Below are 25,839 nucleotides of genomic sequence, written 5' to 3' on the forward strand. Positions count from 1 at the left end.
CGACGCGTGCCATGATTTTTGCGGCGGGCCGCGGCGACCGCATGCGCCCGCTGACCGACCACACGCCCAAGCCCCTGCTCAACGTGGGCGGTAAACCGCTGATCGTCTGGCAGATCGAGCGCCTGGCTGCGGCAGGCGTGCTCGACATTGTCATCAACCACGCGTGGCTCGGCGCGCAGATCGAAGCCACGCTCGGGGATGGCAGCACGTGGGGCGTGCGCCTCGCGTATTCACCGGAAGGGCAAGCGTTGGAAACGGCAGGCGGTGTCGCCCAGGCCATGCCGCTGCTGCATGCCGGCGATGGGCACAGCGTATTCATTGCCGTCAGCGGCGACGTGTTCTGCGATTACGATTACGCCGCACTGCGCGACCGAGCGCCCGCAATGGCTGCGCAGGCCGCGCCCAGCATGCACCTGGTGATGGTGCCGAACCCGCCCTACCACCTTCGCGGCGATTTCGCCCTGGATAACGAAGGCGTGCTCCACGCGGACGGCCCCGAGCACCTCACGTTCGGCAACATCGGCTTGTACGACACGCGCCTATTTGCCGGCATCACGCCCGGCACGCGACTGGCGATGACGCCGCTCTACCACCAAGCCATCGCCGAAGGTCGCGCCACCGGTGAACGCTTCGACGGCCGCTGGGAAAACGTCGGCACGGCCGCCCAGCTGGCCGCACTCGACGCAGAACTCGCGGCGCGCTAAGCGCTTACGCCATCGCCGCGCTCAATGATTCCGCCGTCATCGGGCGGCCAAGCAGGTAACCCTGCAGCGAGTGACAACCGAGCCGCGTCAGGAACGCCTGCTGCTCGGCCGTCTCCACACCTTCTGCGACGATGCGCAGGTTCAGCGTCTGGCCCAGCGCCACGATGGCCGAGACGATGGCTGCGTCTTCCGTGTCGTGCGCCAGGTCGCGCACGAAACCGCGGTCGATCTTCAGCTCGCTGGCAGGCAGACGCTTGAGATACAGCAGGCTGGAATAGCCGGTGCCAAAATCGTCGATCGAAATCCGCACGCCCATCGCGTCGAGCTGCTGCAGGATCTGCAGGCTCGCATCGACATCGCGCATGGCGGTCGACTCCGTAATCTCCAGCGTCAGACTGCGCGGGTCCAGCGCATGGCGCGCGAGCGTGTCGCGCACGGTGTCGATGAGTGCGGCATGACCAAACTGCAGCGCGGAGAGATTCACGGCGACGGTCCAGCCAGTGCGCCCCTCGCGGTGCCATTGCGCCATCTGGCGACAGGCTTCGTCCAGCACCCACGCGCCCAGCGGCACGATCAGACCCGTCTTTTCGGCCAGCGGGATGAACTCGTCGGCGGGCACCAAACCGCGCTGGGGATGCTGCCAGCGCACCAGCGCCTCCACGCCCATGATCGGCCCATTGGGCGCGTTGAACTTGGGCTGGTAGTGCAGCACGAGTTCGTTGCGCTCGACCGCGCGGCGCAAGTCCTGCGCGAGCTGCAACTGGTGATGCACGTCGGCGTTCATCGAGGGTTCGAAGAAACTGTAGGCGTTCCGGCCCAAACCCTTCGCGTGATACATCGCTGCATCGGCATTGGTGAGCAGATCGTGTTGGTTGTCGCCGTTGCCGGGGTAGATCGCGATGCCGATGCTGGTAGAAACACGCAACTCGTGACCGCCAGCCATGAAGGGCTCGCGCACCACTTCCAGCAGCGCGTCGGCCAGGGTGCCGGCGTCTTCCGGATCGTCCACGTAGGCGAGCACAACAAATTCATCGCCGCCGACACGCGCCACGGTGTCCTGCTGGCGCACCCGTGCACCGATGCGCTGTGCGACGTCGATCAGCAGCAGATCGCCCACATGGTGGCCATAGACATCGTTGACGGCCTTGAAGCCATCCAGGTCCATGAACATGAGAGCGAAGCGGCGCTTCTCGCGTTCAGCCGTGCGGATCGCCTGGGTCAGGCGGTCTTCCAGCAGCACGCGGTTGGAAAGCTTGGTCAGGTTGTCGTGCAGCGCAAGGTAGGCCAGCTCCTTGTTGGCCGCGGCCAGTGAGTTCGCCAGTAAGGCGGTGCGCGCTTCCATGCGCAAGTCCAGCACCGAGATGATCAGCGCGATGGCCAGCACCGCCAGCGTCACGATGATGATGACCAGCGCCAGCCATTCGGCACTCGCACCGGTATGCGCAGCCCCGCACACACTGCCGAATGGAAACGATGCCGCCGACATGCCCATGTAATGCATGCCAACGATGGCCACGCCCATCACCACCGCCGAACCGGCACGCAGTGCACGAACGCGTCGCGACTGCCGCCTCAGGCGAAAGGCGATCCACAGCGCCACGCCAGAGGCCAGCACCGCAATCACGATCGACAGCGCAAACCTCGCGGGGTCATATTGGATGCCGGGGTTCATGCGCAGCGCGGCCATGCCGGTGTAGTGCATGCCCGCGACGCCCGCGCCCATGAGCAGCGCGCCGCCCGCCAGACGCGGCCACGGCAATTCACGCCGGCTGACCAGCCACAACGCAAACATCGACGCCCCAATACCGATGGCGAGCGAGGTGAGCGTGATTCCGACGTCATATCCAACCGGAATCGGCAGGTTCAGCGCCAGCATGCCGACAAAGTGCATCGACCAGATGCCCAGCCCCATGGCCGAGGCGCCGCCGATGAGCCACGACAACGCCGCGCGGCCGTGTGCGGTGACGACACGTCCCGCCATATCCAGCGCCGTATACGACGCCAGGATGGCCACGAAGAGGGAAAGCAGGACGAGAAGAGGGTTGTAACTGCTGGCGAGCATCGGTTCTCCTGGGCAGGCCGATCCAATGCGGCCAATCCACTGCAGGCGGAGGTCGCAACCGGGATACAAAACAGGTCAGTATTAACGGCGGCCGCCGCCCGAGACTTTAGGAGAGGCCGTCCGCACCGCACAAGTCTCCTTTTGGGTGTGGCCATGCCCCTCCCCGAATGCCCACCAAGCGCGGCGTTACAATCCACGCATCCTTTCTGCCGCTGGAAAACACGCCATGTCCGCCACCGAACTCGCTTTCCTCCAGACCTATCGCCAGCGCCGCGAGCGCGTCGTGCAGTGGCTGCGCGCGGCGGGGGGCGGGGTCGCCATCGTGCCGACCGCGCCCGAAGCGATGCGCAACCGCGACAGCGACTATCCCTACCGGCACGACAGTTACTTCTATTACCTGACCGGCTTTACCGAGCCCGAAGCGGTGCTCGCCATCGTGGTCCCCGCAGCCAGCGCGCCCGCGCGCAGCGTGCTGTTCTGTCGCCCGAAGCATGAAGAGCGCGAAATCTGGGACGGCTTCCGCTTCGGCCCCGAAGCCGCGAAGGAAGCTTTCGGCCTGGATGAGGCGCATTCGGTGGAAGAAATCGACGCGACGCTGCCCAAGCTGCTCGCCAACGCTGCCGCCGTGGCATATCCGCTGGCTGAAAGCGGCACGTTCGACCGCCGCATGCGCCGCTGGCTCGACGCGGTGCGCATGCAGGGCCGCGCGGGGGTGTCGTCGCCGCACCAGGCGCTGGACGTGCGCGCCATCCTCGACGAGCTGCGCTTGTTCAAAGACCCGAACGAGCTCGACATCATGCGCCGCGCCGGACGCATCTCCGCAGGAGCCCACGTGCGCGCCATGCAAACCTCGCGTGCCGGGCTGCGTGAATACCATCTCGAAGCCGAGCTGCTGTACGAATTCCGCCGCCACGGTGCGCAAAGCGTCGCCTACAACTCCATCGTGGCGACGGGCCCCAACGCGTGCGTGCTGCACTACCGCGCGGGCAACGCCGAACTGCGCGACGGCGATCTCTGCCTGATCGATGCCGGCTGCGAGCTGGACGGCTACGCGTCGGACATCACCCGCACGTTTCCCGTCAATGGCCGCTTTACCGGCCCGCAACGCGAGCTGTATGAGCTTGTGGTTGCGGCGCAGGAAGCCGCCCTTGCCGAAACACGCCCGGGCGTGCCGTACAACGTGCCGCACGATGCTGCCACGCGCGTGCTGGCGCAAGGCATGCTCGACACCGGCCTGCTCGACGCCAACGAGGTCGGCACGCTCGACGACGTGATCGCCGGCGGCCAATACCGTCAGTTCTACATGCACCGCACAGGCCACTGGCTCGGCATGGACGTGCACGACGTGGGCGAATACCGTACGCCCGGCACCGCCGCACCGGCCGAAGGCGAACGCCCGTGGCGCCCGCTGGAAGCCGGCATGGTGCTGACCGTCGAACCCGGCATCTACGTGCGCCCCGCGCCCGGCGTGCCGGAAAAATATTGGCACATCGGTATCCGCATTGAAGACGACGCCATCGTCACGCCCGAAGGCTGCGAAATCATCACGCGCGACGTGCCCGTGGCCCCGGACGAAATCGAACTGGTGATGCGGAGCCAGGCATGACCGACAGCATCACAGCGAACAGCGCGGCGCCGGACTGCGACGTCGCCATCGTCGGCGCGGGGCCTGTCGGGCTGGCGCTGGCGAACTGGCTGCTGCGCGACACCGACTGGCGCATCGCCCTGTTCGATGCGCGCGATGCTGAAGCCGCCGCGCGAGACCCGCGCTCGCTGGCGCTCTCGCATGGCTCGCGCGTGCTGCTGCAGGAGATTGGCGGCTGGCCCACGCGCGCCACGCCGATCACGCACATCCATGTCTCGCAGCGCGGTCACTTCGGGCAGGCGCATATCTGCCGTGAAGACTACGATGTCCCCGCGCTCGGCCACGTCGTGCAATACGGCGACCTGAGCGCCGCGCTCAACGCCGCACTTGCCACGCAGATGGCGCGCTACCCGAATCGCCTCACCCGCTACGACCACACGCCCGTGGAGCGCGTCGAGCAACTGCCACGTGCTGACGGCACCGTCGCGCCCGCCCGCGTGCGCGCGCTACGCGAAGGGCGTCATCCGCTGGCCATCGAAACGGAAGTCGTCATCCAGGCCGAAGGCGGCTTGTTCGACAACGCACGCAAGCAGCAAGGCGGTATCGGCCACGCGCGGCGCCGCGATTACGGCCAGACCGCCATCGTCGCGCACGTGCGCTGCAGCGCGCCGCTGGAAGGCTGGGCGTGGGAGCGCTTCACACCCCAAGGCCCACTCGCATTGCTGCCGCAGGATGACGCGCAAGGTCCCGGCTATGCGCTCGTCTGGTGCTGCGCGCCCGACGAAGCACGCCGACGCGCAACGTTGCCTGACGACGCCTTCCTCGCTGAACTGGGCGCTGCCTTTGGCGAGCGCATGGGCCGCTTCACGCACGCCAGCCCGCGCCATACGTTCGCGCTCGGGCTGCACGCACAGCGCATTCCGGTCGACCGCCGCGTCGCCGCCATCGGCAATGCCGCGCAGACGATCCACCCCGTGGCGGGCCAGGGCTTCAACCTCGGCCTGCGCGATGCGTTCGAAATGGCACGTGCGCTTCGGGATGGGGCAACGGCAGCCGCCCTCGCCCGTTTCGCCCGCGAACGCGCGTTTGACCGCGCCGTCACCATCGGCCTGACCGATTTGCTGCCGCGCGCGTTTGCCGTGCCGGGCCGGCCCTTTGGCCACCTGCGCGGCGCGGCGCTGACGCTGCTGGAATGTCTGCCGCCGCTCAAGCACGGACTGGCCCGGCAGATGATGTTCGGGCAGCGGGGCTAACGCGTGGCAACTCCCGAGGTCAGCGCTGCTGGCGATCGCCAGCAGATCACGGTGGTAGGCGCTGGCATTGTCGGCACGGCGTGCGCGCTACAACTGCAACGGGAAGGCCATCAGGTCACGCTGCTCGATCAGACCGGCATTGGCGAAGGCTGCTCATTCGGCAACGCCGGCTGCCTGAGCGTGGCATCGGTCGTGCCGATGGCGCTGCCCGGCATGCTCAAGCAGGTGCCCAAATGGCTGGCCGATCCGATGGGTCCGCTGACGGTGCGTTGGCCCTATCTGCCGCGCGCGCTGCCGTGGCTGCTGCAATGGGTGCTTGCGGGCAACGAGGCGCAGGCCCGTGCAACGGCGCAGCCGCTGGCGAGTCTTTTCAGCGCGACCTTCCCCGGTTATCGCGACCTGCTCGACGCCGCGCAATACGACGGCCTGATCCGTCAGAGCGGCCATCTGTATGTGTGGCGCACACTGGCGCGCTCGTCGGGCGATGTGCTGGCGCAAGCCATTCGCGATGCCACCGGCGTACGCTCGCAAGCCCTGAGCGCCGGTGAAACACGCGAACTGGAACCGGTGCTGGCCGCCGACATCCAATCCGGTCTGCTGCTGCCCGACAACGGCTTCACGGTGAACCCGGAACGGCTGGTCAAGACGCTGGCAGCCAACTTCATGGCGGCGGGCGGCACCTTCCTGCGCCGCAAGGTGCTGGACGTGGAGTTCGGCCGAAGCGACTACGGCGGCCCAACGAGACTGCACACCGATTGCGGCACGCTGCCCGTGTCGAAACTGGTGCTGTGCGCGGGCGCGTGGTCGATGCGGCTGGGCGCGAAGCTCACCAGCATCCGCATTCCGCTCGACACCGAACGCGGCTATCACGCCACGCTGCGCGCGCCCAGCGTGCAGCCCTCGCGGCCGATCATGGATTGCGAGCGCAAGTTCATCGCCACACCCATGGAAGGCGGCTTGCGCATTGCCGGCACCGTGGAAATCGGCGGACTGGACGCGTCGCCCGATTACCGCCGCGCGCGCATCCTCATGCAGCAGGGCCAGCAGCTCTTTCCGGACCTCAGATTCTCGGATGACAGCCAGTGGATGGGCCATCGGCCCTCTCTACCCGACAGCCTGCCCGTGATCGACCGCTCGGAGCGCCACCGCAACGTGTTTTTCGCGTTCGGGCACGGCCATTTGGGCATGACGGGCGCGCCGGGCACCGCCCGACTCATCGCCGATCTGGTCAGCGAGCGCCGGCCCTTCATCGACGCACGCGCCTACGGGCTGCAACGGTTCCGCTAGCGCCAGCCACGGCAAGAACCCGGCCGCCGACCGCACTGCCGCATAGTTTGTGCACAACATTTAGGCAATCCGGCGGTTTGGCGGTAAAATCTCGTCCTCGCATTTTTCACTCCCGTCGCTCCGCCCGATCGTCATCCGACGCTGGGCGGAAGGGGTGATTTTTCGTTTCTTTCAGCCGCTTCTCCTCGCCAGCCTTGCAGATCGGACCGCATATCCTCCGCAACAACCTGTTCGTCGCCCCCATGGCGGGCGTGACGGACCGCCCGTTCCGTCAGCTGTGCAAACGGCTGGGCGCGGGCTATGCGGTGTCGGAAATGGTCGCGTCCAACGCGCAGCTGTGGAAAAGCGAGAAGACGATGCGGCGCGCCAACCACACGGGCGAGGTCGAGCCGATCGCCGTGCAGATTGCCGGCGCCGAGCCGATGATGATGGCCGAAGCCGCGCGCTACAACGTCGATCGCGGCGCGCAGATCATCGATATCAACATGGGCTGCCCGGCCAAGAAGGTGTGCAACGTGGCCGCCGGTTCTGCCCTGCTGCAGAACGAGCCGCTGGTCCAGCGCATTGTCGAGGCCGTGGTCGGCGCAGTCGGCGATCGCGTGCCTGTGACGCTGAAGATCCGCACCGGGTGGGACCGCGAACACCGCAACGCATTGAGCGTGGCGCGCATTGCGGAGGATGCCGGTATCAGCATGCTGACCGTGCACGGCCGCACGCGCGCCGATCTGTATCACGGTGATGCTGAATACGACACCATCGCCGCGGTCAAGGCATCGGTGCGCATTCCGGTGGTCGCCAACGGCGATATCACCACGCCGGCCAAGGCCAAGCACGTGCTGGCCGTGACCGGAGCGGACGCCATCATGATCGGCCGCGCGGCGCAGGGGCGCCCGTGGCTGTTCCGCGAGATCGAGCATTTCCTGCACACCGGCACGCTGCTGCCGGCGCCGGAAGTGGAAGAGATTCGCGGCATCATGAATGCGCATCTGGAAGAGCACTACGCGTTCTATGGCGAATACACCGGCGTGCGCACCGCACGCAAGCACATCGCCTGGTACACGCGCGGGTTGGCGGGGGCCAACCTGTTCCGCCACCGCATGAACACCATCGAGGACACCGCGGCCCAGTTAGCCGCCGTCAACGCGTTCTTCGACGAGCAGCGTGCGCTGTCCGACCGTCTGGTCTACGAAGACCAAGCCAGCGGTGGCGACCACCCCACGACGGGCAACAACGACAATAACAAGGAACTGCTTGCCGCATGAGCCGCAATCCGATCGAACGTTGCATCCGCGACAGCCTGGATGCGTATTACCGTGACCTGGACGGCGAGAACCCGTCCAATGTCTACGACATGGTGCTGCAGGCCATTGAACGGCCGCTCCTGGAAACCGTGATGGGATGGGCTTCCAACAACCAGTCGCAGGCGGCCGACTACCTCGGCATCAACCGAAACACGCTGCGCAAGAAGTTGCAGCAGCACGGCCTCATCTGAGGTCGCAGGCCGGCCTTTGAACCGATTTCCTTTCTGACGGCGCCTCCTGCCAACTCGGCAAACCCAGCGCCACACCCGCCCACCGGCGTTTCCACCATGATCCAGCAAGCCCTGCTTTCCGTTTCCGACAAGACCGGCATCGTCGACTTTGCCCGTGCCCTGCACGAGCGCGGCGTCAAGCTCCTCTCCACCGGCGGCACCGCCAAGCTGCTCGCCGAGTCCGGCCTGCCCGTGACGGAAGTGGCGGACTACACCGGCTTTCCGGAAATGCTCGACGGCCGCGTCAAGACGCTGCACCCGAAGGTGCACGGCGGCATCCTGGCCCGCCGCGACCTGCCCGAGCACATGGCCGCGCTGTCCGAACACAGCATCCCAACCATCGACCTGCTGGTGGTGAACCTGTACCCGTTCCAGCAGACGGTCGCCAAGGACGAATGCACTCTGGCCGACGCCATCGAGAACATCGACATCGGCGGCCCGACCATGCTGCGCTCGGCGGCCAAGAACCATCGCGACGTGACGGTCATCGTTGACCCGGCCGACTACGCCACCGTGCTGGCCGAAATGCAGGCCAACAACAACACGGTCGGCTACGAAACCAACTTCATGCTGGCGAAGAAGGTGTTCGCGCACACCGCGCAGTACGACGGCGCCATCACGAACTACCTGACGAGCCTCGGCGCCGACAAGTCGCACAGCACGCGCAGCGTCTATCCGCAAACGCTGAACCTGGCCTTCGAGAAGGTGCAGGAAATGCGCTACGGCGAGAACCCGCACCAATCCGCAGCTTTCTACCGCGACCTCAAGGCCACGGACGGCGCGCTGGCAGCCTACAAGCAGCTGCAGGGCAAGGAGCTGTCGTACAACAACATCGCCGACGCCGACGCCGCGTGGGAATGCGTGAAGTCGTTCGACCCGGCCAAGGGCGCGGCATGCGTGATCATCAAGCACGCCAACCCGTGCGGCGTGGCCATCGGCGGCACCGCGCAAGAGGCGTATGAGAAGGCCTTCAAGACCGACTCGACCTCGGCCTTCGGCGGCATCATCGCCTTCAACGTGCCGCTGGATGAAGCCGCGGCGCACATCGTCGCCAAGCAGTTCGTCGAAGTGCTGATCGCCCCGGGCTTCTCGGAAGGCGCACGTGCCGTGTTCGCAGGCAAGCAGAACGTGCGTGTGCTGGAGATTCCGCTGGGAAAGGGCGTGAACGCGTACGACTTCAAGCGCGTTGGCGGCGGCCTTCTGGTGCAGAGCCCGGATGCCAAGAACGTGCAGCCGAGCGAGCTGCGCGTTGTCACCAAGCGCCACCCGACGCCGAAGGAAATGGACGACCTGATGTTTGCCTGGCGCGTGGCCAAGTTCGTCAAGTCGAACGCCATCGTGTTCTGCGGCGGCGGCATGACGCTGGGCGTGGGCGCCGGCCAGATGAGTCGTGTGGACTCCGCACGCATCGCCAGCATCAAGGCGCAGAACGCGGGCCTGACGCTGGCCGGTTCGGCCGTGGCGTCCGATGCGTTCTTCCCGTTCCGCGACGGTCTGGATGTGGTGGTCGATGCGGGCGCCTCGTGCGTGATCCAGCCGGGCGGCTCGGTGCGCGACGATGAAGTGATCGCCGCTGCGGACGAGCGCAACGTGGCGATGATCTTCACTGGCACTCGCCACTTCCGCCACTAAACGGCACGGTCGATCGACCGATCAGCGGGGCAAGGCGTAGACTGGCGCCTGCCCCGTTTTTCTTTTCTGCTCAGCTCCATTTCATGCGCATCCTCGGCATCGACCCCGGCCTTCGCACCACGGGTTTCGGCGTGCTCGAACGGCACGGCCACAAGCTCGTCTACGTGGCCTCGGGCACGATCAAGAGCAACGGCAATGCCGACCTGCCCAGTCGCCTGAAGACGCTGTACGACGGCGTCTCTGAACTGGTGAGCACATACCGGCCGGACTGCGCTTCCATCGAAAAGGTGTTCGTCAACGTCAACCCTCAATCGACCCTGCTGCTGGGCCAGGCCCGCGGCGCGGTGATCTGCGGCCTGATGAGCGGCGACCTGCCCGTATTCGAATACACGGCGCTGCAATTGAAGCAGGCCGTGGTTGGCTACGGCCGCGCCAACAAGGATCAGGTGCAGGAAATGGTCGTGCGCTTGCTCAACCTCGAGGGCAAACCCGGGGCGGATGCATCTGACGCGCTGGGCGTGGCGATCTGCCATGCGCACGGCGGCGAGACGCTGGCTGCCATGGCCGGGCTGGCGCCGCAGCTTGCGCAAAAGGGCTTGCGCGTGCGGCGCGGGCGCCTCGTCGGCTGACAGGATTCTTAAAGACGGCGGGTAGCTGCACCCACACGCGGCGACTACCATGCGGGGTACCCGTCTTCAGGATTCAGGAGCCCCCCGATGCTGTGCCGTCTCATCCTGCTGAGCCCGTTCGTCTTGAGTGCATCGCTGGTGTTGTCCGCCTGCCGGCTGGAATACAACCACGGTGGCGGCAACGGCGGTGGCAACACCACACCCATCGCCACCGTCCAGGTGATCGGCCACCGCGGTGCGCCTGCGTTGCGGCCTGAGCACACGCTGGCCTCGTACCAGAAGGCCATCGACGACGGCGCGGACATCATCGAGCCGGATCTCGTCTCCACCAAAGACGGCGTGCTGGTTGCGCGCCACGAGAACGAAATCTCTGGCACGACCAATGTGGCCGACGTCGCCACGTTTGCCGGCCGCAAGACCACCAAGACGATCGATGGCCAGAGCGTCACGGGCTGGTTTACCGAAGACTTCACGCTGGGTGAATTGAAAACGCTGCGCGCACGCGAACGCATCCCGAACATCCGCCCCGACAACGTCGCTTACAACGATCAGTTCGACATCCCCACACTCGACGAGATCATCGCGCTGGCGCGTGACCAATCCGCCAGGCTCGGCCGCAACATCGGCATCTATCCGGAGACGAAACACCCGACGTACTTCCAGTCGATCGGTCTGCCGCTCGAAGACAGGCTGATCGACGGCCTGCGCCGCGACGCCTTCACGGCCAGCCGCACGACGGTCTACATCCAGTCGTTCGAAGTCGCCAACCTCAAGGCCATCCGCAACAAGATCGGCAGCAGCCAGCCAAACTGGAAGCTCGTGCAGCTGATGGGCACATCCGGACGACAGCCCTACGACTTTGTGGTCGCCAAAGACAGCCGCACCTTCGGCGACATGATGACGAGCCAGGGCATGCGCGACATTGCCGCATACGCCAATGGCGTCGGCCCGGACAAGGGCAGCATCATGGGCCTCGACGCGAACGGCAAGCTGCCCGACCCGACGGACCTGATCCGCAACGCGCACAACGCCGGGCTGCTCGTCCATCCGTACACGTTCCGACCAGAGAACACCTTTTTGCCGCCGTCGCTGCGCAGCGGTGCGGACAACACACGCAACGTCAACGGCTCGATTACGGAGATTCAGGCATTCTTGCGCGCGGGCGTTGACGGCTTCTTCACCGACGATCCTGCCGTCGGGCGGCAAGCCGTGTCGACCTTCAAACGCTAGTCTTCGCGCATCGAAACCGTAGCGAGCGGCTGAACCCGGATCGGCCGCGCGGTAGGTTTGGGCTACACTGCGTCCCGTTTTGGAGGAGGAACCCCACCCATGATCGGACGCATCGCCGGGACGCTGATCGAAAAGAACCCGCCGCACCTGCTGGTCGATTGCCACGGCGTCGGCTATGAGATCGACGTGCCGATGAGCACGTTCTATAACCTGCCCGCCACCGGCGAAAAGGTCGTCCTGCTCACGCAGCAGATCGTGCGTGAGGACGCCCACCTGCTCTACGGTTTCGGCACCGCGGCCGAGCGTGAAACCTTCCGTCAGCTCATCAAGATTTCGGGCATCGGCGCCCGCATCGCGCTGGCGGTGTTGTCGGGCATGTCGGTGGCCGAACTCGCGCAAGCCGTGACGCTGCAGGAAGCCGGGCGGCTGACGCGCATTCCGGGCATTGGCAAGAAGACGGCCGAGCGGCTGCTGCTTGAACTCAAGGGCAAACTTGGCGCCGACCTGGGCGCAGTGCCGGGCGGCCCAGCTGTGTCGGACGACGCGGTCGACGTGCTCAATGCCCTGCTCGCGCTGGGCTATTCCGACAAGGAAGCGGCGCTGGCCATCAAGCAAGTGCCGGCCGGCACAGGTGTCTCCGAAGGCATCAAGCTGGCGCTCAAGGCGCTGTCCAAAGGCTGACGCTCCGGGCGCGGCGAGACGGTAGAATGGCCTGCTCGCGCCGTCCCGGCGCCGTCTGCCCGTCATGATCGAAACCGACAAGCTCGCCGCCAAGGCTGTCTCTGCTGAGCGCATCATCTCAGCCTCCCCCGCCTCCCCCAACGAGGAGGCGTTCGAGCGCGCACTGCGCCCCAAGCTGCTCGACGAATACGTCGGCCAGGAAAAGGTGCGCGGCCAGCTCGACATTTTCATGACCGCGGCCAAGAACCGCAGCGAAGCGCTGGACCACGTGCTGCTGTTCGGCCCGCCGGGTCTCGGCAAGACGACGCTGGCGCACATCATCGCGCGCGAGATGGGCGTCAACCTGCGCCAGACCTCGGGCCCCGTCCTGGAGCGCCCGGGCGACCTGGCCGCGCTGCTCACAAACCTCGAAGCCAACGACGTCCTCTTCATCGACGAGATTCACCGGCTCTCGCCCGTGGTGGAAGAAATCCTGTACCCGGCGCTGGAGGACTACCAGATCGACATCATGATCGGCGAGGGCCCGGCGGCGCGCTCGGTCAAGCTCGATCTGCAGCCGTTCACGCTGGTGGGCGCCACCACCCGCGCCGGCATGCTGACCAATCCGCTGCGCGACCGTTTCGGTATCGTTGCCCGGCTGGAGTTTTATACGCCCGCCGAGCTGGCGAAGATCGTCATGCGCTCGTCGGGCCTGCTAAACGCCCACATCGTCGACGAGGGCGCGCTGGAAATCGCCAAACGCTCACGCGGCACCCCGCGTATCGCCAACCGCCTGCTGCGCCGCGTGCGCGATTATGCCGAGGTCAAGGCCGACGGCATCATCACACGAGAAGTCGCCGATGCCGCGCTGGCGATGCTCGATGTGGATGCAGTCGGCTTCGACCTGATGGATCGCAAGCTGCTCGAAGCGATCCTGCACAAGTTCAACGGCGGCCCGGTCGGTATCGACAACCTGGCGGCCGCCATCGGCGAGGAGCGCGACACGATTGAAGACGTGCTCGAGCCCTATCTGATCCAGCAAGGCTACCTGCAGCGCACGCCACGCGGACGCGTGGCAACAGCCTCGGCATACCAGCACTTCGGGCTGGGTGCCCCCAAGAGCGGGCCGGTGCGAGAGCTCTGGGACGACAATCAATAAGCTTCCACCAGCGCCGCCCGCCCCGACATGTCCGCCGCCCCGCACCACCCGAACCGCACGTTCCGCTACTACGACTTCGTCATGGCAGCCTTTGTCACGGTGCTGCTGTGCTCGAACCTGATCGGCGCGGCCAAGGCGGCGCAGGTCACACTGCCGATCATCGGGCCGGTCACGTTTGGCGCTGGTGTGCTGTTCTTCCCGATCTCGTACATCTTTGGCGACATCCTTACCGAGGTGTACGGCTACGGGCGCGACCGGCGCGTGGTGTGGGCGGGCTTTGCCGCACTGATCTTCGCGTCGTTCATGTCGCTGGTCGTGCTGGCGCTACCGGTAGCGCCATTCATGGCGGACTACCAGAAGAGCCTGAACGACGTGTTCGGCAACACACCCCGCATCGTCGCCGGGTCGCTGATTGCGTTCTGGTGTGGCAGCTTTGCCAACAGCTACACGTTGGCGAAGATGAAGATCGCTACGGAAGGAAAATGGCTGTGGACGCGCATTGTCGGGTCCACGGTGGTGGGCGAGGCGGTCGACTCTTCGCTGTTCTACGTGATCGCCTTCTACGGCATCTGGCCGCACGAACAGGTGCTGCGCGTGGCCATCGCGCAATACATCCTCAAGACCGGCTGGGAGATTGTCGCAACGCCGCTCACCTACCGCGTCGTCGCCTTCCTCAAGCGCACTGAAAATGAGGATTACTACGACCGCGATACGAACTTCACGCCGTTCCGGCTGAAGGTTTAAGGGACGCGGCGGTCCACCTCGTCGAGCACCAGCAAATCCAGGTGCGCGACATCCCCCCATTGCAGTACGGTCAGTTGATGGCCGTCGGATGAGAGCCGGTTGATGCTCGCGTTGCGCAGCTCATGCTGGCGCGGCTCGGTGAGCGTCATGGCGTTGGCCTGGCGATACAGGCAATCGAGTACGCCGCCATGGCTGACCAGCGCGATGCGCTCGCCGGGGTGGCGACGGATCAGGCGAAGCGCAGTCTCGACCGCACGTTCGTGGAATTCAGTGAGGGTCTCGCCGCCGGGCGGGGCAAATTCGGGCACACGATTTTGCCAGGCATCAAAGTCTGCTGGATGCTGTGCGGCGACTTCAGCGTAGGTCAGGCCTTCAAACTCGCCGTAGCAGCGCTCGCGCAAACCGGCGTCGTCGCGCACGGTCACACCCACTTCATCTGCCAGGGCCTGCGCCGTCTGCTTAGCCCGCGACAGATCGCTCGCATAGACCGCATCGAACTGCTCGCGCGCGAGTGCCTTGCCCAACTGCGCCGCTTGCTCGAGCCCTTGCATGTTCAGCGGTACGTCGAGCTGGCCTTGCAGGCGGCGTTCACGGTTCCAGTCGGTCTCGCCGTGGCGGATCAGCACGATGTGCGTGATCTGCGGCATCGGCAGGGGGATGGCGGCGGCGCGTGGCATCACAGGGTTCCCGATCGAATCAGACAGATTTGGCCGCTTCCGGCGTGGCAGTCTTGGCAACAGACGCAGCGGCTTGCGGCGCCACCTGAAGCCAGAATGTGACCGGGCCATCGTTGACTAGCGACACCTTCATGTCGGCGCCAAACTCGCCGGTCGCCACGATGGGGTGCTGTGCACGGGCGCGCGCCACGAAGTGTTCGTACAGGCGGCGGCCATCTTCCGGCGCAGCAGCGGGCGTGAAGCTCGGCCGCGTGCCAGACTTGGTGTCAGCCGCCAGCGTGAACTGCGATACCACCAGCAAGCCACCTGCCTGCCCGTTGCCGTCGATGTTGCGCACGGGCAGGTTCATCTTGCCCTGCGCGTCGGAGAACACGCGGTAGTTGAGCAGCTTCTCCAGCAGACGATCGGCCTCGGCGGCGGTGTCACCGCGTTCGGCACAGACAAGCGCCAGCAGCCCGGGGCCAATCTCGCCGACGACGCGGCCGTCCACACGGACAGCCGCTTCAGACACACGCTGGATCAGTCCAATCACTTCAACACCACGCGCGCAAAGCGACGCTTGCCGACCTGCATCACGAAGGTGCCGGCTTCCACCTTCAGGCCCTTGTCGCTGACGACGGTGCCGTCGATCTTCACACCGCCCTGCTCGATATTGCGGTTGGCATCTGAGGTGGACGGGCAAAGGCCAGCCTGCTTGAGCAGCTGCGCAATGCCCAGCGGCGCGCCTGCCAGCTCGATCTGCGGAATATCGTCCGGCACACCACCGCGCGCGCGGTGGTTGAAATCTTCGAGCGCGCGTTCGGCATCGGCCTGACTGTGGAAGCGGGCAACGATCTCCTGCGCCAGCAGCACCTTGCAATCGCGCGGGTTGCGGCCCAGCGCAATCTCTTGCTTCATCAAATCGATCTCGGCCAGCGGGCGGAACGACAGCAGCGTGTAGTACGTCCACATCAGGTCGTCGGAAATGCTCATCAGCTTGCCGAACATCTCGTTCGGCGCCTCGCTGATACCAACGTAGTTGCCCTTGGACTTGGACATCTTCTCCACGCCGTCCAGGCCAACCAGCAACGGCATCGTCAAAATGCACTGCGGCTCCTGGCCGTATTCCTTCTGCAATTCGCGGCCGACCAGCAGGTTGAATTTCTGATCGGTGCCGCCCAGCTCCAGGTCGGATTTGAGCGCGACCGAGTCGTAGCCCTGCATCAGCGGGTAGAGGAATTCGTGCACCGAAATCGGCACGCCGGCCTTGTAGCGCTTGGTGAAATCGTCGCGTTCCATCATGCGGGCGACGGTGTACTTGGCGGCAAGCTGGATGATGCCGCGCGCGCCCAGCGGGTCGCACCATTCGCTGTTGTAGCGAATTTCAGTCTTGCTCGGATCCAGCACCATGCTGGCCTGACGGTAATAAGTCTGCGCGTTGGTCTCGATCTGCTCGCGCGTGAGCGGCGGGCGCGTGGCATTGCGGCCGGACGGGTCACCGATCGTCGAGGTGAAATCGCCGATCAGGAAGATCACTTGGTGCCCCAGGTCCTGCAACTGACGCATCTTATTGAGCACCACGGTGTGGCCGATGTGGATATCAGGCGCCGTCGGATCCAGGCCCAGCTTGATGCGCAGCGGCACGCCGGTCGCAGCGCTCTTGGCCAGCTTCTGCTCCCACTCGGCAGCAATCAACAGTTCGTCGCAGCCGCGCAGCGACACTTCCATCGCGTGCGCCACCTCCGGGGTCACCGGGTACTTGGGTTTGGCCGGCGTGGCGTTATCGGAAGCGGCGGAAGTGTCAGGTGCAGTCATGGCAAAAAGAAAGGTCACCGCGCCGCACATTGGAAAACGGCGCGAACGGATCAACAATCAGGGAAACGGTGCGTGCGCGATGACCGACATCGATTGAACCGTGCCGGCCGCGCAATCCGGGGATTTTACCGTGATGTGTCCATTTGGCCCGCCATTGCGCTGGTAAGCTGTCGCGCATGAGCTATCCCAACCACACCGCACTCCCCAGCGACCGCTACATCGGCTTGATGTCGGGCACCAGCCTGGACGGCGTCGATGGCGTGCTGGCGGACTTTTCCGGCGAACACCCGGCCGTCCTCGCCGACGCCTACATGCCCTTCTCGCCCGAACTGCGCCAGCGCTTTCTAGACCTGCAACACGCCGGCCACGACGAGATCCATCGCGAGGCGCTGGCCGCCAATGCCCTGGCCATGGCCTACGCCGACTGCGTTGCCCAGCTGCTTGCTGCCGCCGGTCTGGCAGCGCGCGACGTGCAGGCCATCGGCGCCCATGGGCAGACGATTCGCCATCAGCCCGGCACGCACGATGGCATCGGTTACACGCGCCAAACCCAGCACCCGGCGGTGTTGGCTGAACGCACTGGCATCGACGTCATTGCCGATTTCCGCAGCCGCGACATCGCCGCCGGAGGCCAAGGGGCGCCGCTCGTCCCGGCGCTGCATCGCGCGCTGTTCGGCCTGCCTGATGCATGGCGTGTGGTCTGCAACATCGGGGGCATCGCCAACCTCACCGTCTTGCCGCCGCAGGCCTCCGACGCGCGCGACGCTGTACTCGGCTTCGACTGTGGCCCCGGCAACGCGTTGATGGACTACTGGGTCCACACGCACCGCGATACCCGCTACGACGCCGACGGCGCCTGGGCTCGCACTGGACGCGTCGACGAAGCCCGACTCGCTCGTTTGAAGGCCGAGCCGTTCTTTGCCACGCCGCCGCCCAAGAGCACCGGCCGCGACCTGTTCAACCCTGCGTGGCTGCAACAAACCCTCGGCGATGCGCTGAACACGGCTCGCCCCGAAGATGTTCAAGCCACGCTGCTCGCCCTCACCGCTGACACCATCACTGATGCCGTACGTGCCCATGCGCCGCAGGCCGCGTCAGTGCTGGTCTGCGGCGGCGGTGCCCGCAATGGCGCACTCATGGCACGTATCGCGCAGCAATTGCCGGCCGTGCGAGTCGCCCCGACAGATGACTTCGGCGTGCCCGCGCATCAGGTGGAGGCCCTCGCTTTCGCATGGCTCGCGCGCCAGTGCGTGCTCCGTGCCCACGGCAATCTGCACACCGCGACCGGCGCATCGGGCGGTCGCATCCTCGGCGCGATCTACCCCGCTTGAGCGCACAATTTGCAGGCAACAAAAAAGCGCACCGAAGTGCGCTTTTTCTTTGACATCGATGCGGCGTCAGACCGAGAACGACGAGCCGCAACCACACGTGGTCGAAGCATTCGGGTTCTTGATGACGAACTGCGCGCCGTTGATGTCCTCCTTATAGTCGATCTCGGCGCCCACCAGGTATTGGTAGCTCATCGAGTCGATCAAGAGCGACACGCCATTCTTGGTCATGGTCGTATCGTCTTCGTTGGTCTCTTCGTCAAAGGTGAAGCCGTACTGGAAGCCCGAGCACCCGCCGCCTTGCACGAACACGCGCAGCTTCAACTCCGGGTTGCCTTCTTCTTCAATCAGTTGCTTGACCTTGTCCGCAGCGCTGTCGGTAAAGACCAGCGGAGCCGGAACCTCGTTCACATCGGGCGTGGCTGCCTGCGCGACTGCGTTCATGAAAATCTCCTGTGGGAACGTCTGAAACTTGCTTGTATTTTAAGCGCAAGCTGCAAATCGTGCCGAAGCCTTGCGTTTCAAGTGGGCATTGTGCGGTGCGGCAGCAACGGCCAGCGCGCGATGTGATCAATCCTGATTGGACGCCAGCTTCAGATTGGGCAGCAACTTCACATCGCCAGGTGCCGCGTGCGTCAGCATGCCCATGACGACCGCGCCCTGGTGCATTTCCAACGCCGCATATTGCACATTGCCCTCAATGCGTGCCTTCGGCTGCAACTCCAGCAGCTCCGCCACATGCACCGGGCCAACCACGGTGCCGTTCAGGATCAGATGCCCGACATGCACCTCGCCCTCGACGCGTGCGCTATCGGTAATCACCAGCATGCTGGGCTTGTCGGGATCGCCGTAAATGTTGCCCTTAATCTCGCCGTCGATCCGCAGACCGCCTGAGAAGCGCAGATCCCCCTCCAGCTTGGTGCGGGCGCCCAGTAGCGTTTCGATCGCCAGCCCTTTCTTCTTGCCAAACAGCATCGTCGACTCCTCTGTGTACGGATCCTCGACAGGACAACGCCCGTCAGATGGAAAAACTCTGGCTCGCTTTGATCTTGCCGTTCTGCATCACTTTCACCATCACCGATTGCACCGTGGTGCCGGGGGGCACGTCCACCCAGCCCTCGAGGCGCTGGTAGTGCGTGAGCTTGACGCGGGCGCTGGTAACGGGTGATCCGCTGGCCGCCGTGCCCGGGAAATCGATCGTAGCAGCTTTGCCACCCTGCACCACGTTCAGCGTGAGCGCCAGTTGCCCCTCGAATTCGGAGACCGGTGCAAAGGCTTTGCCGCCGCCTTGCATCAGCAGAACACGGAACCGCATGCGTGTCGGCTGTGCCTCGTCCGGTGCGATGCGGAAGCTGCGCACGTAGATACCGGCGGAATTGGTAGGTGCGGGCAACAAACTGTCAAAGAAGGCCAAGTCCTCTTTCAGCTGTGCGTTCTCGGTTTCCAGCGCCTTGAGTTGCTCGGCCATCTGCGCCTGTGCACCTTCGGCAATCCCGAGACGGGCATCCACCGTGCCGGCCGATGCGGAAAGCTTGTCTCGCTCGGCCTGTACGGCGGCCAACTTGGCAGTCAACTCACGATTCATAGCACGCAAATCGGAGTCGTGCGGGCCCGTCAGACGGCGCCCTTCTTCAAACGCCCACAGCGCGGCAGCTGCCGCAAGCCCAAATACCACCGCAATCAACAACACCGTGACCGGCCAAGGCAGGCGCGAACGTACGGTGACGTTCGGGGCAAGCAGGGAAGCACGACGCAACAAGCGACGCGCCTTCATGCGCCCGCCTCCTGATCCGCGTGGCGAATCAGAATCGGATTAGGAGAAACAGTGGATTGCATCATACGGACCGAACGCTAACGAAATGTGAATTGTAGTCTCGCAGACATGTCGGAGCTGTTGCAAAGGGTAAGCGAGGCGCTGAAGACATCACACCGTTTGGTTCGAACCCTCAAAACAAAAAACCACACCCAAGGGTGTGGCTTTTTGCTGAAGCAGCAGGAAACGAATTAACGCTTCGAGAACTGCTTGGCGCGGCGGGCCTTGCGCAGACCAACCTTCTTACGCTCGACTTCACGTGCATCGCGCGTCACCAGACCGGCCTTCGACAGGGCGGGCTTGAGCGTTGCATCGTAATCGATCAGGGCACGGGTGATGCCGTGACGCACCGCACCGGCTTGGCCGGTTTCACCGCCGCCGACCACGTTCACCTTGATGTCGAACGTAGCTGCGTGGTTGGTCAGTTCCAGCGGCTGACGCACGATCATCAGCGAGGTTTCACGAGCAAAGTACTCGTTGATGGCCTTGCCGTTGACGATGATGTCGCCCTTGCCGGACTTGATGAAGACACGTGCCACAGCGCTCTTGCGGCGGCCGGTGCCATAGTTCCAGTTTCCGATCATGGATTAGGCCCCTTAGATTTCCAGCGCTTTCGGCTGCTGAGCTTCGTGCGGATGCGAGCCTTCGGCGTAAACCTTCAGCTTCTTGATCATCGCGTAGCCCAGCGGACCCTTCGGCAGCATGCCCTTCACAGCCTTCTCCAGGGCGCGGCCCGGGAAACGCTGCTGCATCTTGCCAAACGTCGTTTCGTAGATACCGCCCGGGTAACCCGAGTGGCGATAGTACTTCTTGTCGGTCGTCTTGGCGCCCGTCACACGCAGCTTGGCTGCGTTGATAACGATGATGAAATCGCCGGTATCGACGTGCGGAGTGAATTCGGGCTTGTGCTTGCCGCGCAGTCGGTGTGCCACTTCGCTGGCGACACGCCCGAGGACCTTGTCCGTCGCGTCAATCACGTACCAATCGCGCTTCACCTCATGGGGCTTTGCGGAAAAGGTCTTCATGATTTTTCCAAATATTGAGTCAGTGCCCGAGTGGACCCGTATCGCGCTGAGAACTTGCGTTCAAACTGATCACGAACGGATCGTCTTGCGGACGCCTGCGCAACCCCATGCGAGGTCATCGCCGGCCCGCCTTCCCGCTTGTTGGTGCGGGCTCTCTGGATTTCTTTTCCGCGGGCAATCCGGAAAAGATTTCGATTGTACCCCGCACAGACTCCTTGACACAAGGAAAAAGGCGCGAGCGGGCTTTACAAGCGAAAAAAAACCCAAGCCATCAAGCTTGGGTTTGAATCCACCAAAGGAGGAGGGTGGAGGAGACACCTGCTGATCGTTGACTTGGTGGGTTGCACCGCATCAGCCGATCCAATGGTGCAAATTATACCCATTTCTGGGGCACACGCAAGGAAATTTGCACTACGAAATCTCATTTCGTAATACGGAAAGAAAGTCAAGGACCGAAAAATCACGATATCCATTTTCAAATCAATTACTTACGCATCTCCTGTACTCAACCGCTTGCTTTCCGCTAGAGATATTCCTCGAATTTCCGCGCGATTTCGGTGCAAGAAAGTCGGGTTGCACCTTTTCGGGCGGGTGTCACTGTCAAGCCGCGTTGACCCTAAGGTGTCAACGCGCGCGAGGACCGATGACTACAATGTGGCTTTTCGTCGGCGATCGTCGACCCTCTGCACAAGGATTGGACATGGATTGCACAGTGAGCTGGACTGGCCCGGATGGGATGGCCTTTTTGGCGGAAACCGGCAGCGGCCATCTCGTCACGATGGATGGCGCACCCGACGGCGGCGGCCGCAACCTTGCACCGCGCCCGATGGAAATGGTCTTGCTAGGCACCGGTGGCTGCACCGCCTATGACGTGGTGCTGATTCTCAAGCGAGGCCGCCAGGACGTGCAAGGTTGCAGCGTCAAGCTGCATGCCGACCGCGCCGAGACCGATCCGAAGGTCTTCACGCGCATCCACTTCACCTTCACGGTGACGGGGCGCAAGCTGAAGCGGGAAACGGTCGAACGCGCCGTGCAGCTTTCGCACGAGAAGTACTGCTCAGCGTCGATCATGCTGGCCAAGACGGCCGAGATCACGCACTCGTTGGAACTGGTGGACTTGGCCACGCAGCCGACGGCATCGGAATAAGAAGCGAAGCAGACCGATAAGCCGGATTCTGTGCGCCGCGTGGCCGAAACCAGCGGCGTGACAACCATTCCTCTAGACCGGCTGTTGCCAGCCGGCTCAAGCTCCCTACCCGCAGGCTCAGCGAGCCGCTTCATCGCCTGCTTACTTGGGATTGCTCCGGGTGGAGGTTACCGCGTTTCACCCTTCGCCCTGACCGAAGCCGGGGCGAAGACTCGTCTCTGTGGCCCTATTCCGCACGTCACCGTGGATGGTCGTTAGCCATCACCCTGCTCTATGGAGTCCGGACTTTCCTCCCCTTCCACTCGCACGAGGCGGCGGAAGCAGCGGTTGTCTGGTCCGCTTCGCGAGGCGCGAGTCTAGCACTGTTCCGGCAAAAATCGCCGCCGGCCCGGGCGAAAGACGGTCGTATCCAGATAGAAGCCGGCGTCCTCATTGGCATCGCACCACCCCGGAATGCCCATGACAGGCAACGGACGGAAGCTGCTGGGTGCCAGATCGATGTGCAAGAGCATCTCTGCCAGCGCACCATCGAGCGAAGTACGATCCGCTGGTAACGCAGCCACGTGCAGCGGCCACGCATGTGCAGTGATCGCCTTGTACGGCGCAACCAACTTTTCCAGCAGCGCATGGCCGAACGGCAGAACGGCGCAGGTTGTGCCCCACGCTGCCCTGCCCTCGACGAACAAGCCACGCCAATCGAACCCGGACAGGCTTCGCTCGGGTGCGTCTTTGGTGTGCAGGAAGATGAGGGCGTTCTCGTCGAACAGCGTGGCGGCATCGCGAACGGTGCCGCGTGCCGCGCCAATTCCGTCCCGCGTAATCGCCCGCGCCTGGCGCGCATTGAGCGCTGCCTTGGCAAGCGGCCAATGCAGCCAGATCAGTGCGTTGAAGAAATCGTGGAGATTGTCCCGCGTCGGCACCCGGCCGGTGGCGGCGACGTGTGCTTCATAGGCCGTGCCGGCCGGTAGCGCATCTTGCGGGATGAAGCGCAGCGTATGGCCGCCGGAGGTGCGAATTGCCTGCGCAGCCGGATGCGCGTTCAGGGCGTCTCGAAGATCGGCGCCGCCCTCAATCGCGCGTGCAATTGGGGCGCCGACCGCTGCCAGCGGTGCGAACGCTGGATGGCTCCAGTCGACCGCACCCAAACATTCCACCGCCAAATCAGACGGACTTCCAGCGCAGCATCTCGCCGCCGCGCAACGGCACCAGCGTCTGCTCGCCGAACGGGACTTCGGCGGGAAGCTGCCATTGCGAGCGCGTGAGCGTGAGCGTGCCGGCGTTGCGCGGCAGGCCGTAGAAATCCGGCCCGTGCAGGCTCGCAAAGCCTTCGAGCTTGTCGAGCGCGTTGGCGTCTTCAAAGGCCTCGGCGTACAGCTCCATGGCGTGCAGCGCGGTGTAGCAGCCGGCGCAACCGCAGGCGTGTTCCTTCACACCCTTGGCATGCGGCGCGCTGTCGGTACCGAGGAAGAAGCGAGGGTGGCCCGAGGTAGCCGCGGCCACCAGCGCCAGGCGGTGCGTTTCGCGCTTGAGCACCGGCAGGCAGTAGTAATGCGGGCGGATGCCGCCGACAAACAGCGCATTGCGGTTGTACAACAGATGATGCGCGGTGATGGTCGCGCCGACCGGGCCTTCCGCATCGCGCACGTATTCGGCCGCGTGTTTGGTGGTGATGTGCTCGAACACGACCTTCAGCGCGGGGAAGTCGCGGCGCAGCGGCAGCATCACCGTGTCGATGAAGACGGCCTCGCGGTCGAAGATGTCGACGGTCGGGTCGGTCACTTCGCCGTGCACGAGCAGCGGCATACCGACTTCCTGCATGGCTTCCAGCGTCTTGGCGCAGCGGCGCAGGTCGGTGACGCCGGCATCGCTGTTGGTGGTGGCGCCGGCGGGGTACAGCTTGACACCGTGCACGAAGCCGCTGGCTTTGGCCTCGCGAATGACGTCGGGCGAGGTGTTATCAGTCAGGTACAGCGTCATCAGCGGCTCGAACTGCGTGCCGGCTGGCAACGCGGCGAGAATACGCTCGCGGTAGGCGCGCGCCTGTGCAGTGGTGGTCACCGGCGGCTTGAGGTTGGGCATGATGATCGCCCGGCCGAACTGGCGCGCGGTGTCGCACACCACATCGGCGAGAGCATCGCCGTCGCGCAGGTGCAGGTGCCAGTCATCGGGGCGGACGATCGTAAGAGTGTCAGTCATGGTGCGTGCGGAAGCGGTCAGCAAAAACGTGAATCAGAGAATGAGGATGACGCGGTAGTCGTTGACGTTGGTGCGCGTCGGGCCGGTGACGATCAGGTCATCGGCAGCGGCAAAGCAACCGTAGGCGTCGTGGGCGTCGAGCGCGGCGCGGGCGGCGATGCCCTTAGCGGCGGCGCGGGCGATGGAGTCGGGGTCAAGCAGCGCACCCGCATTGTCCTCCGATCCGTCGATGCCGTCTGTATCGGCAGCGAGCGCATACACATCGCCCATGTCTTCGAGCGAGATGCCGAGCGAGAGCAGGAACTCCGCGCAGCGTCCGCCGCGGCCGCCGGCCAGGCTCGGCGGAATCGTCACAGTGCATTCGCCGCCGGAGATGAGTGCTACCGGCGCCACAAACGGGGCGCCATGCTGGCGAACCTGCCGCGCCAGCGCACCGTATACCTGGGCGACTTCGCGCGCCTCGCCAGTCACCGTGTCGCCAAGGATGGCCGTGTGGATACCGCGCGCCGCAAATACCCGCGCACCGGCCTGGAGGCTCTGTTGCGCAGTGGCGATGACGTGATTGGTCACGCGTGCAAAGCAGGCGTCGCCCGGCTTGGGCGTTTCGGCAATCTCGCCGCGCACGCCACGTTCGAGGTGTGCGCGCACGGTGTCCGGCATGTGAGCGCCCCAGCGTTTGAGGATGGCGAGCGCATCGGCGTAGGTGCTCGCATCCGGCACGGTCGGGCCGCTGGCAATGGCGCTCGGATCGTCGCCAGCCACGTCCGAAACGATCAGCGTCGTGACCGACGCCCGTGATGCAGCAGCGAGCCGCCCGCCTTGAATACGCGACAGGTGCTTGCGCACGATGTTCATGTCGGTGATGGGCGCGCCGCAGCGCAGCAGCTCGCGCGTCACGGCTTTCAGGTCGACCATCGGGATGCCCTCGGCGGGCAGGGACAGCAGACTGGAGCCGCCGCCCGAGACCAGCACGATGAGGCGGTCGTTTTCAGTAAGCGCGCAAACGCGATCCAGGATTTCCCGCGCGGCTTGTTCGCCCGCCTCGTCCGGCACCGGGTGCCCAGCCTCGATGACGCGGATATGCTCGGTCGGCAGCCCATGCGCATAGCGCGTGACGACCACGCCCTCGATCTGTGCGCGGCCAGCATAGGCCTGCTCGACAGCCAGCGCCATCGACGCGGCCGCCTTTCCGGCGCCAACCACCAGGGTTTTGCCGCCGGCATGCGGCGGCGGGAGGAAGTTTGCGACGATTTTTAGCGGATCGGCCGCGCCCACGGCGGCGGCATAGCTCTCCAGCAGGAGGGCGCGGGCGGCGGTGCGGTCAAGCTTCATGGGAATGGCTTCCGGTTAAGGCAGTCTGAAGACGGTTGCGTGCAGCATGTG

Annotated in this window: 27 protein-coding genes and 1 other RNA gene; 14 read left to right on the plus strand and 14 right to left on the minus strand. The window is 64.7% G+C overall.

What is annotated here, in order from left to right; translation table 11 throughout:
- The first annotated feature begins 11 nt into the window (after positions 1-11).
- Positions 12-704: an N-acetylmuramate alpha-1-phosphate uridylyltransferase MurU gene (murU, locus tag BM136_RS16665; RefSeq protein WP_092973235.1), complete on the plus strand. Its 693-nt coding sequence runs from the start codon at positions 12-14 to the stop codon at positions 702-704.
- Positions 705-708: 4 nt separating this feature from the next.
- Here murU and BM136_RS16670 read toward each other — a convergent pair whose 3' ends face one another.
- Positions 709-2,766, minus strand: a complete 2,058-nt coding sequence (locus BM136_RS16670) for a putative bifunctional diguanylate cyclase/phosphodiesterase (RefSeq protein ID WP_092973237.1) — start codon at positions 2,764-2,766, stop codon at positions 709-711.
- A gap of 226 nt (positions 2,767-2,992) precedes the next feature.
- Here BM136_RS16670 and BM136_RS16675 point away from each other — a divergent pair, with 226 nt between their 5' ends.
- The 11 genes from BM136_RS16675 to BM136_RS16725 all read left to right on the plus strand — a co-directional run bounded on the left by BM136_RS16675 (position 2,993) and on the right by BM136_RS16725 (position 14,476).
- Entirely contained in the window at positions 2,993-4,372 is a 1,380-nt protein-coding gene (locus BM136_RS16675; protein ID WP_092973239.1) for an aminopeptidase P N-terminal domain-containing protein, read from the plus strand.
- On the plus strand, positions 4,369-5,604 hold the full coding sequence (locus tag BM136_RS16680; protein ID WP_092973241.1) for a UbiH/UbiF/VisC/COQ6 family ubiquinone biosynthesis hydroxylase: 1,236 nt from the start codon (positions 4,369-4,371) through the stop codon (positions 5,602-5,604). The genes BM136_RS16675 and BM136_RS16680 overlap by 4 nt, the downstream gene beginning before the upstream one ends.
- Positions 5,605-5,607: 3 nt before the next feature.
- A complete protein-coding gene (locus tag BM136_RS16685) occupies positions 5,608-6,891 on the plus strand; it encodes an NAD(P)/FAD-dependent oxidoreductase (protein ID WP_092973243.1) in 1,284 nt (427 codons plus the stop codon).
- A gap of 194 nt (positions 6,892-7,085) precedes the next feature.
- On the plus strand, positions 7,086-8,153 hold the full coding sequence (gene dusB, locus BM136_RS16690) for a tRNA dihydrouridine synthase DusB (RefSeq protein WP_092973245.1): 1,068 nt from the start codon (positions 7,086-7,088) through the stop codon (positions 8,151-8,153).
- The gene (locus tag BM136_RS16695) at positions 8,150-8,383 is read left to right on the plus strand and encodes a Fis family transcriptional regulator (RefSeq protein ID WP_024976627.1); all 234 of its coding nucleotides are present in this window, start codon (positions 8,150-8,152) and stop codon (positions 8,381-8,383) included. The genes dusB and BM136_RS16695 overlap by 4 nt, the downstream gene beginning before the upstream one ends.
- Before the next feature lie 96 nt (positions 8,384-8,479).
- The gene (gene purH / locus BM136_RS16700; RefSeq protein WP_092973247.1) at positions 8,480-10,054 is read left to right on the plus strand and encodes a bifunctional phosphoribosylaminoimidazolecarboxamide formyltransferase/IMP cyclohydrolase; all 1,575 of its coding nucleotides are present in this window, start codon (positions 8,480-8,482) and stop codon (positions 10,052-10,054) included.
- An 83-nt stretch (positions 10,055-10,137) separates the two neighbouring features.
- Complete coding sequence (gene ruvC, locus BM136_RS16705; protein WP_092973250.1) at positions 10,138-10,683, plus strand: crossover junction endodeoxyribonuclease RuvC; 546 nt, start codon at positions 10,138-10,140, stop codon at positions 10,681-10,683.
- Positions 10,684-10,770: 87 nt separating this feature from the next.
- Complete coding sequence (locus BM136_RS16710) at positions 10,771-11,913, plus strand: glycerophosphodiester phosphodiesterase (RefSeq protein WP_092973252.1); 1,143 nt, start codon at positions 10,771-10,773, stop codon at positions 11,911-11,913.
- Positions 11,914-12,012: 99 nt separating this feature from the next.
- Entirely contained in the window at positions 12,013-12,594 is a 582-nt protein-coding gene (gene ruvA / locus BM136_RS16715; RefSeq protein WP_012761185.1) for a Holliday junction branch migration protein RuvA, read from the plus strand.
- A 64-nt stretch (positions 12,595-12,658) separates the two neighbouring features.
- Positions 12,659-13,732, plus strand: coding sequence for a Holliday junction branch migration DNA helicase RuvB (gene ruvB / locus BM136_RS16720; protein WP_092973254.1), 1,074 nt, complete (start codon positions 12,659-12,661; stop codon positions 13,730-13,732).
- 27 nt (positions 13,733-13,759) lie between these two features.
- Entirely contained in the window at positions 13,760-14,476 is a 717-nt protein-coding gene (locus BM136_RS16725) for a queuosine precursor transporter (protein WP_092973256.1), read from the plus strand.
- Here BM136_RS16725 and BM136_RS16730 read toward each other — a convergent pair.
- The 4 genes from BM136_RS16730 to BM136_RS25410 are packed head-to-tail and all read right to left on the minus strand — an operon-like array spanning position 14,473 to position 17,125.
- Positions 14,473-15,153, minus strand: coding sequence for a histidine phosphatase family protein (locus tag BM136_RS16730; RefSeq protein WP_092973258.1), 681 nt, complete (start codon positions 15,151-15,153; stop codon positions 14,473-14,475). The two genes, BM136_RS16725 and BM136_RS16730, sit on opposite strands and share 4 nt — an antisense overlap.
- 19 nt (positions 15,154-15,172) lie before the next feature.
- Positions 15,173-15,685 carry a D-aminoacyl-tRNA deacylase gene (gene dtd / locus BM136_RS16735; RefSeq protein ID WP_092973260.1) on the minus strand — a complete coding sequence of 171 codons (513 nt, stop codon included), beginning with the start codon at positions 15,683-15,685 and terminating at the stop codon, positions 15,173-15,175.
- Positions 15,682-16,947 carry a tyrosine--tRNA ligase gene (gene tyrS, locus BM136_RS16740; RefSeq protein WP_092973758.1) on the minus strand — a complete coding sequence of 422 codons (1,266 nt, stop codon included), beginning with the start codon at positions 16,945-16,947 and terminating at the stop codon, positions 15,682-15,684. The genes dtd and tyrS overlap by 4 nt, the downstream gene beginning before the upstream one ends.
- Positions 16,934-17,125 carry a hypothetical protein gene (locus BM136_RS25410; RefSeq protein ID WP_175537156.1) on the minus strand — a complete coding sequence of 64 codons (192 nt, stop codon included), beginning with the start codon at positions 17,123-17,125 and terminating at the stop codon, positions 16,934-16,936. The genes tyrS and BM136_RS25410 overlap by 14 nt, the downstream gene beginning before the upstream one ends.
- On the opposite strand from BM136_RS25410, the gene BM136_RS16745 reads away from it, so the two are divergent.
- Positions 17,124-18,278, plus strand: a complete 1,155-nt coding sequence (locus BM136_RS16745) for an anhydro-N-acetylmuramic acid kinase (RefSeq protein WP_092973262.1) — start codon at positions 17,124-17,126, stop codon at positions 18,276-18,278. The two genes, BM136_RS25410 and BM136_RS16745, sit on opposite strands and share 2 nt — an antisense overlap.
- 66 nt (positions 18,279-18,344) lie before the next feature.
- On the opposite strand, the gene erpA is transcribed toward BM136_RS16745, so the two are convergent.
- The 5 genes from erpA to rplM all read right to left on the minus strand — a co-directional run bounded on the left by erpA (position 18,345) and on the right by rplM (position 21,113).
- Entirely contained in the window at positions 18,345-18,719 is a 375-nt protein-coding gene (gene erpA / locus BM136_RS16750; RefSeq protein WP_004633183.1) for an iron-sulfur cluster insertion protein ErpA, read from the minus strand.
- A 126-nt stretch (positions 18,720-18,845) separates the two neighbouring features.
- Positions 18,846-19,250 (minus strand): bactofilin family protein, encoded by a 405-nt coding sequence (locus tag BM136_RS16755; protein ID WP_092973264.1) that lies wholly within the window; start codon positions 19,248-19,250, stop codon positions 18,846-18,848.
- A 43-nt stretch (positions 19,251-19,293) separates the two neighbouring features.
- Positions 19,294-20,049 carry a DUF6776 family protein gene (locus BM136_RS16760; protein WP_092973266.1) on the minus strand — a complete coding sequence of 252 codons (756 nt, stop codon included), beginning with the start codon at positions 20,047-20,049 and terminating at the stop codon, positions 19,294-19,296.
- Positions 20,050-20,279: 230 nt separating this feature from the next.
- Positions 20,280-20,672: a 30S ribosomal protein S9 gene (gene rpsI / locus BM136_RS16765; protein ID WP_004633190.1), complete on the minus strand. Its 393-nt coding sequence runs from the start codon at positions 20,670-20,672 to the stop codon at positions 20,280-20,282.
- 12 nt (positions 20,673-20,684) lie between these two features.
- A complete protein-coding gene (rplM, locus tag BM136_RS16770) occupies positions 20,685-21,113 on the minus strand; it encodes a 50S ribosomal protein L13 (protein WP_009239122.1) in 429 nt (142 codons plus the stop codon).
- Between the two features lie 700 nt (positions 21,114-21,813).
- Between rplM and BM136_RS16775 the strand changes: the two genes are divergently transcribed.
- On the plus strand, positions 21,814-22,260 hold the full coding sequence (locus BM136_RS16775; RefSeq protein WP_092973268.1) for an OsmC family protein: 447 nt from the start codon (positions 21,814-21,816) through the stop codon (positions 22,258-22,260).
- A gap of 1 nt (position 22,261) precedes the next feature.
- Here the strand turns inward: BM136_RS16775 and rnpB are convergent.
- The 4 genes from rnpB to BM136_RS16795 form a co-directional block, all read right to left on the minus strand.
- Positions 22,262-22,603: RNase P RNA component class A (gene rnpB / locus BM136_RS16780), an RNA gene on the minus strand.
- A gap of 13 nt (positions 22,604-22,616) precedes the next feature.
- Positions 22,617-23,420 (minus strand): DUF3025 domain-containing protein, encoded by an 804-nt coding sequence (locus BM136_RS16785; protein ID WP_092973269.1) that lies wholly within the window; start codon positions 23,418-23,420, stop codon positions 22,617-22,619.
- 1 nt (position 23,421) lies between these two features.
- Complete coding sequence (gene pyrC / locus BM136_RS16790) at positions 23,422-24,456, minus strand: dihydroorotase (RefSeq protein ID WP_092973271.1); 1,035 nt, start codon at positions 24,454-24,456, stop codon at positions 23,422-23,424.
- A gap of 33 nt (positions 24,457-24,489) precedes the next feature.
- Complete coding sequence (locus tag BM136_RS16795; RefSeq protein WP_092973272.1) at positions 24,490-25,788, minus strand: glycerate kinase type-2 family protein; 1,299 nt, start codon at positions 25,786-25,788, stop codon at positions 24,490-24,492.
- Between the last annotated feature and the right edge of the window lie 51 nt (positions 25,789-25,839).

This window comes from Ralstonia sp. NFACC01 (assembly GCF_900115545.1).
Lineage (GTDB): Bacteria > Pseudomonadota > Gammaproteobacteria > Burkholderiales > Burkholderiaceae > Ralstonia > Ralstonia mojiangensis.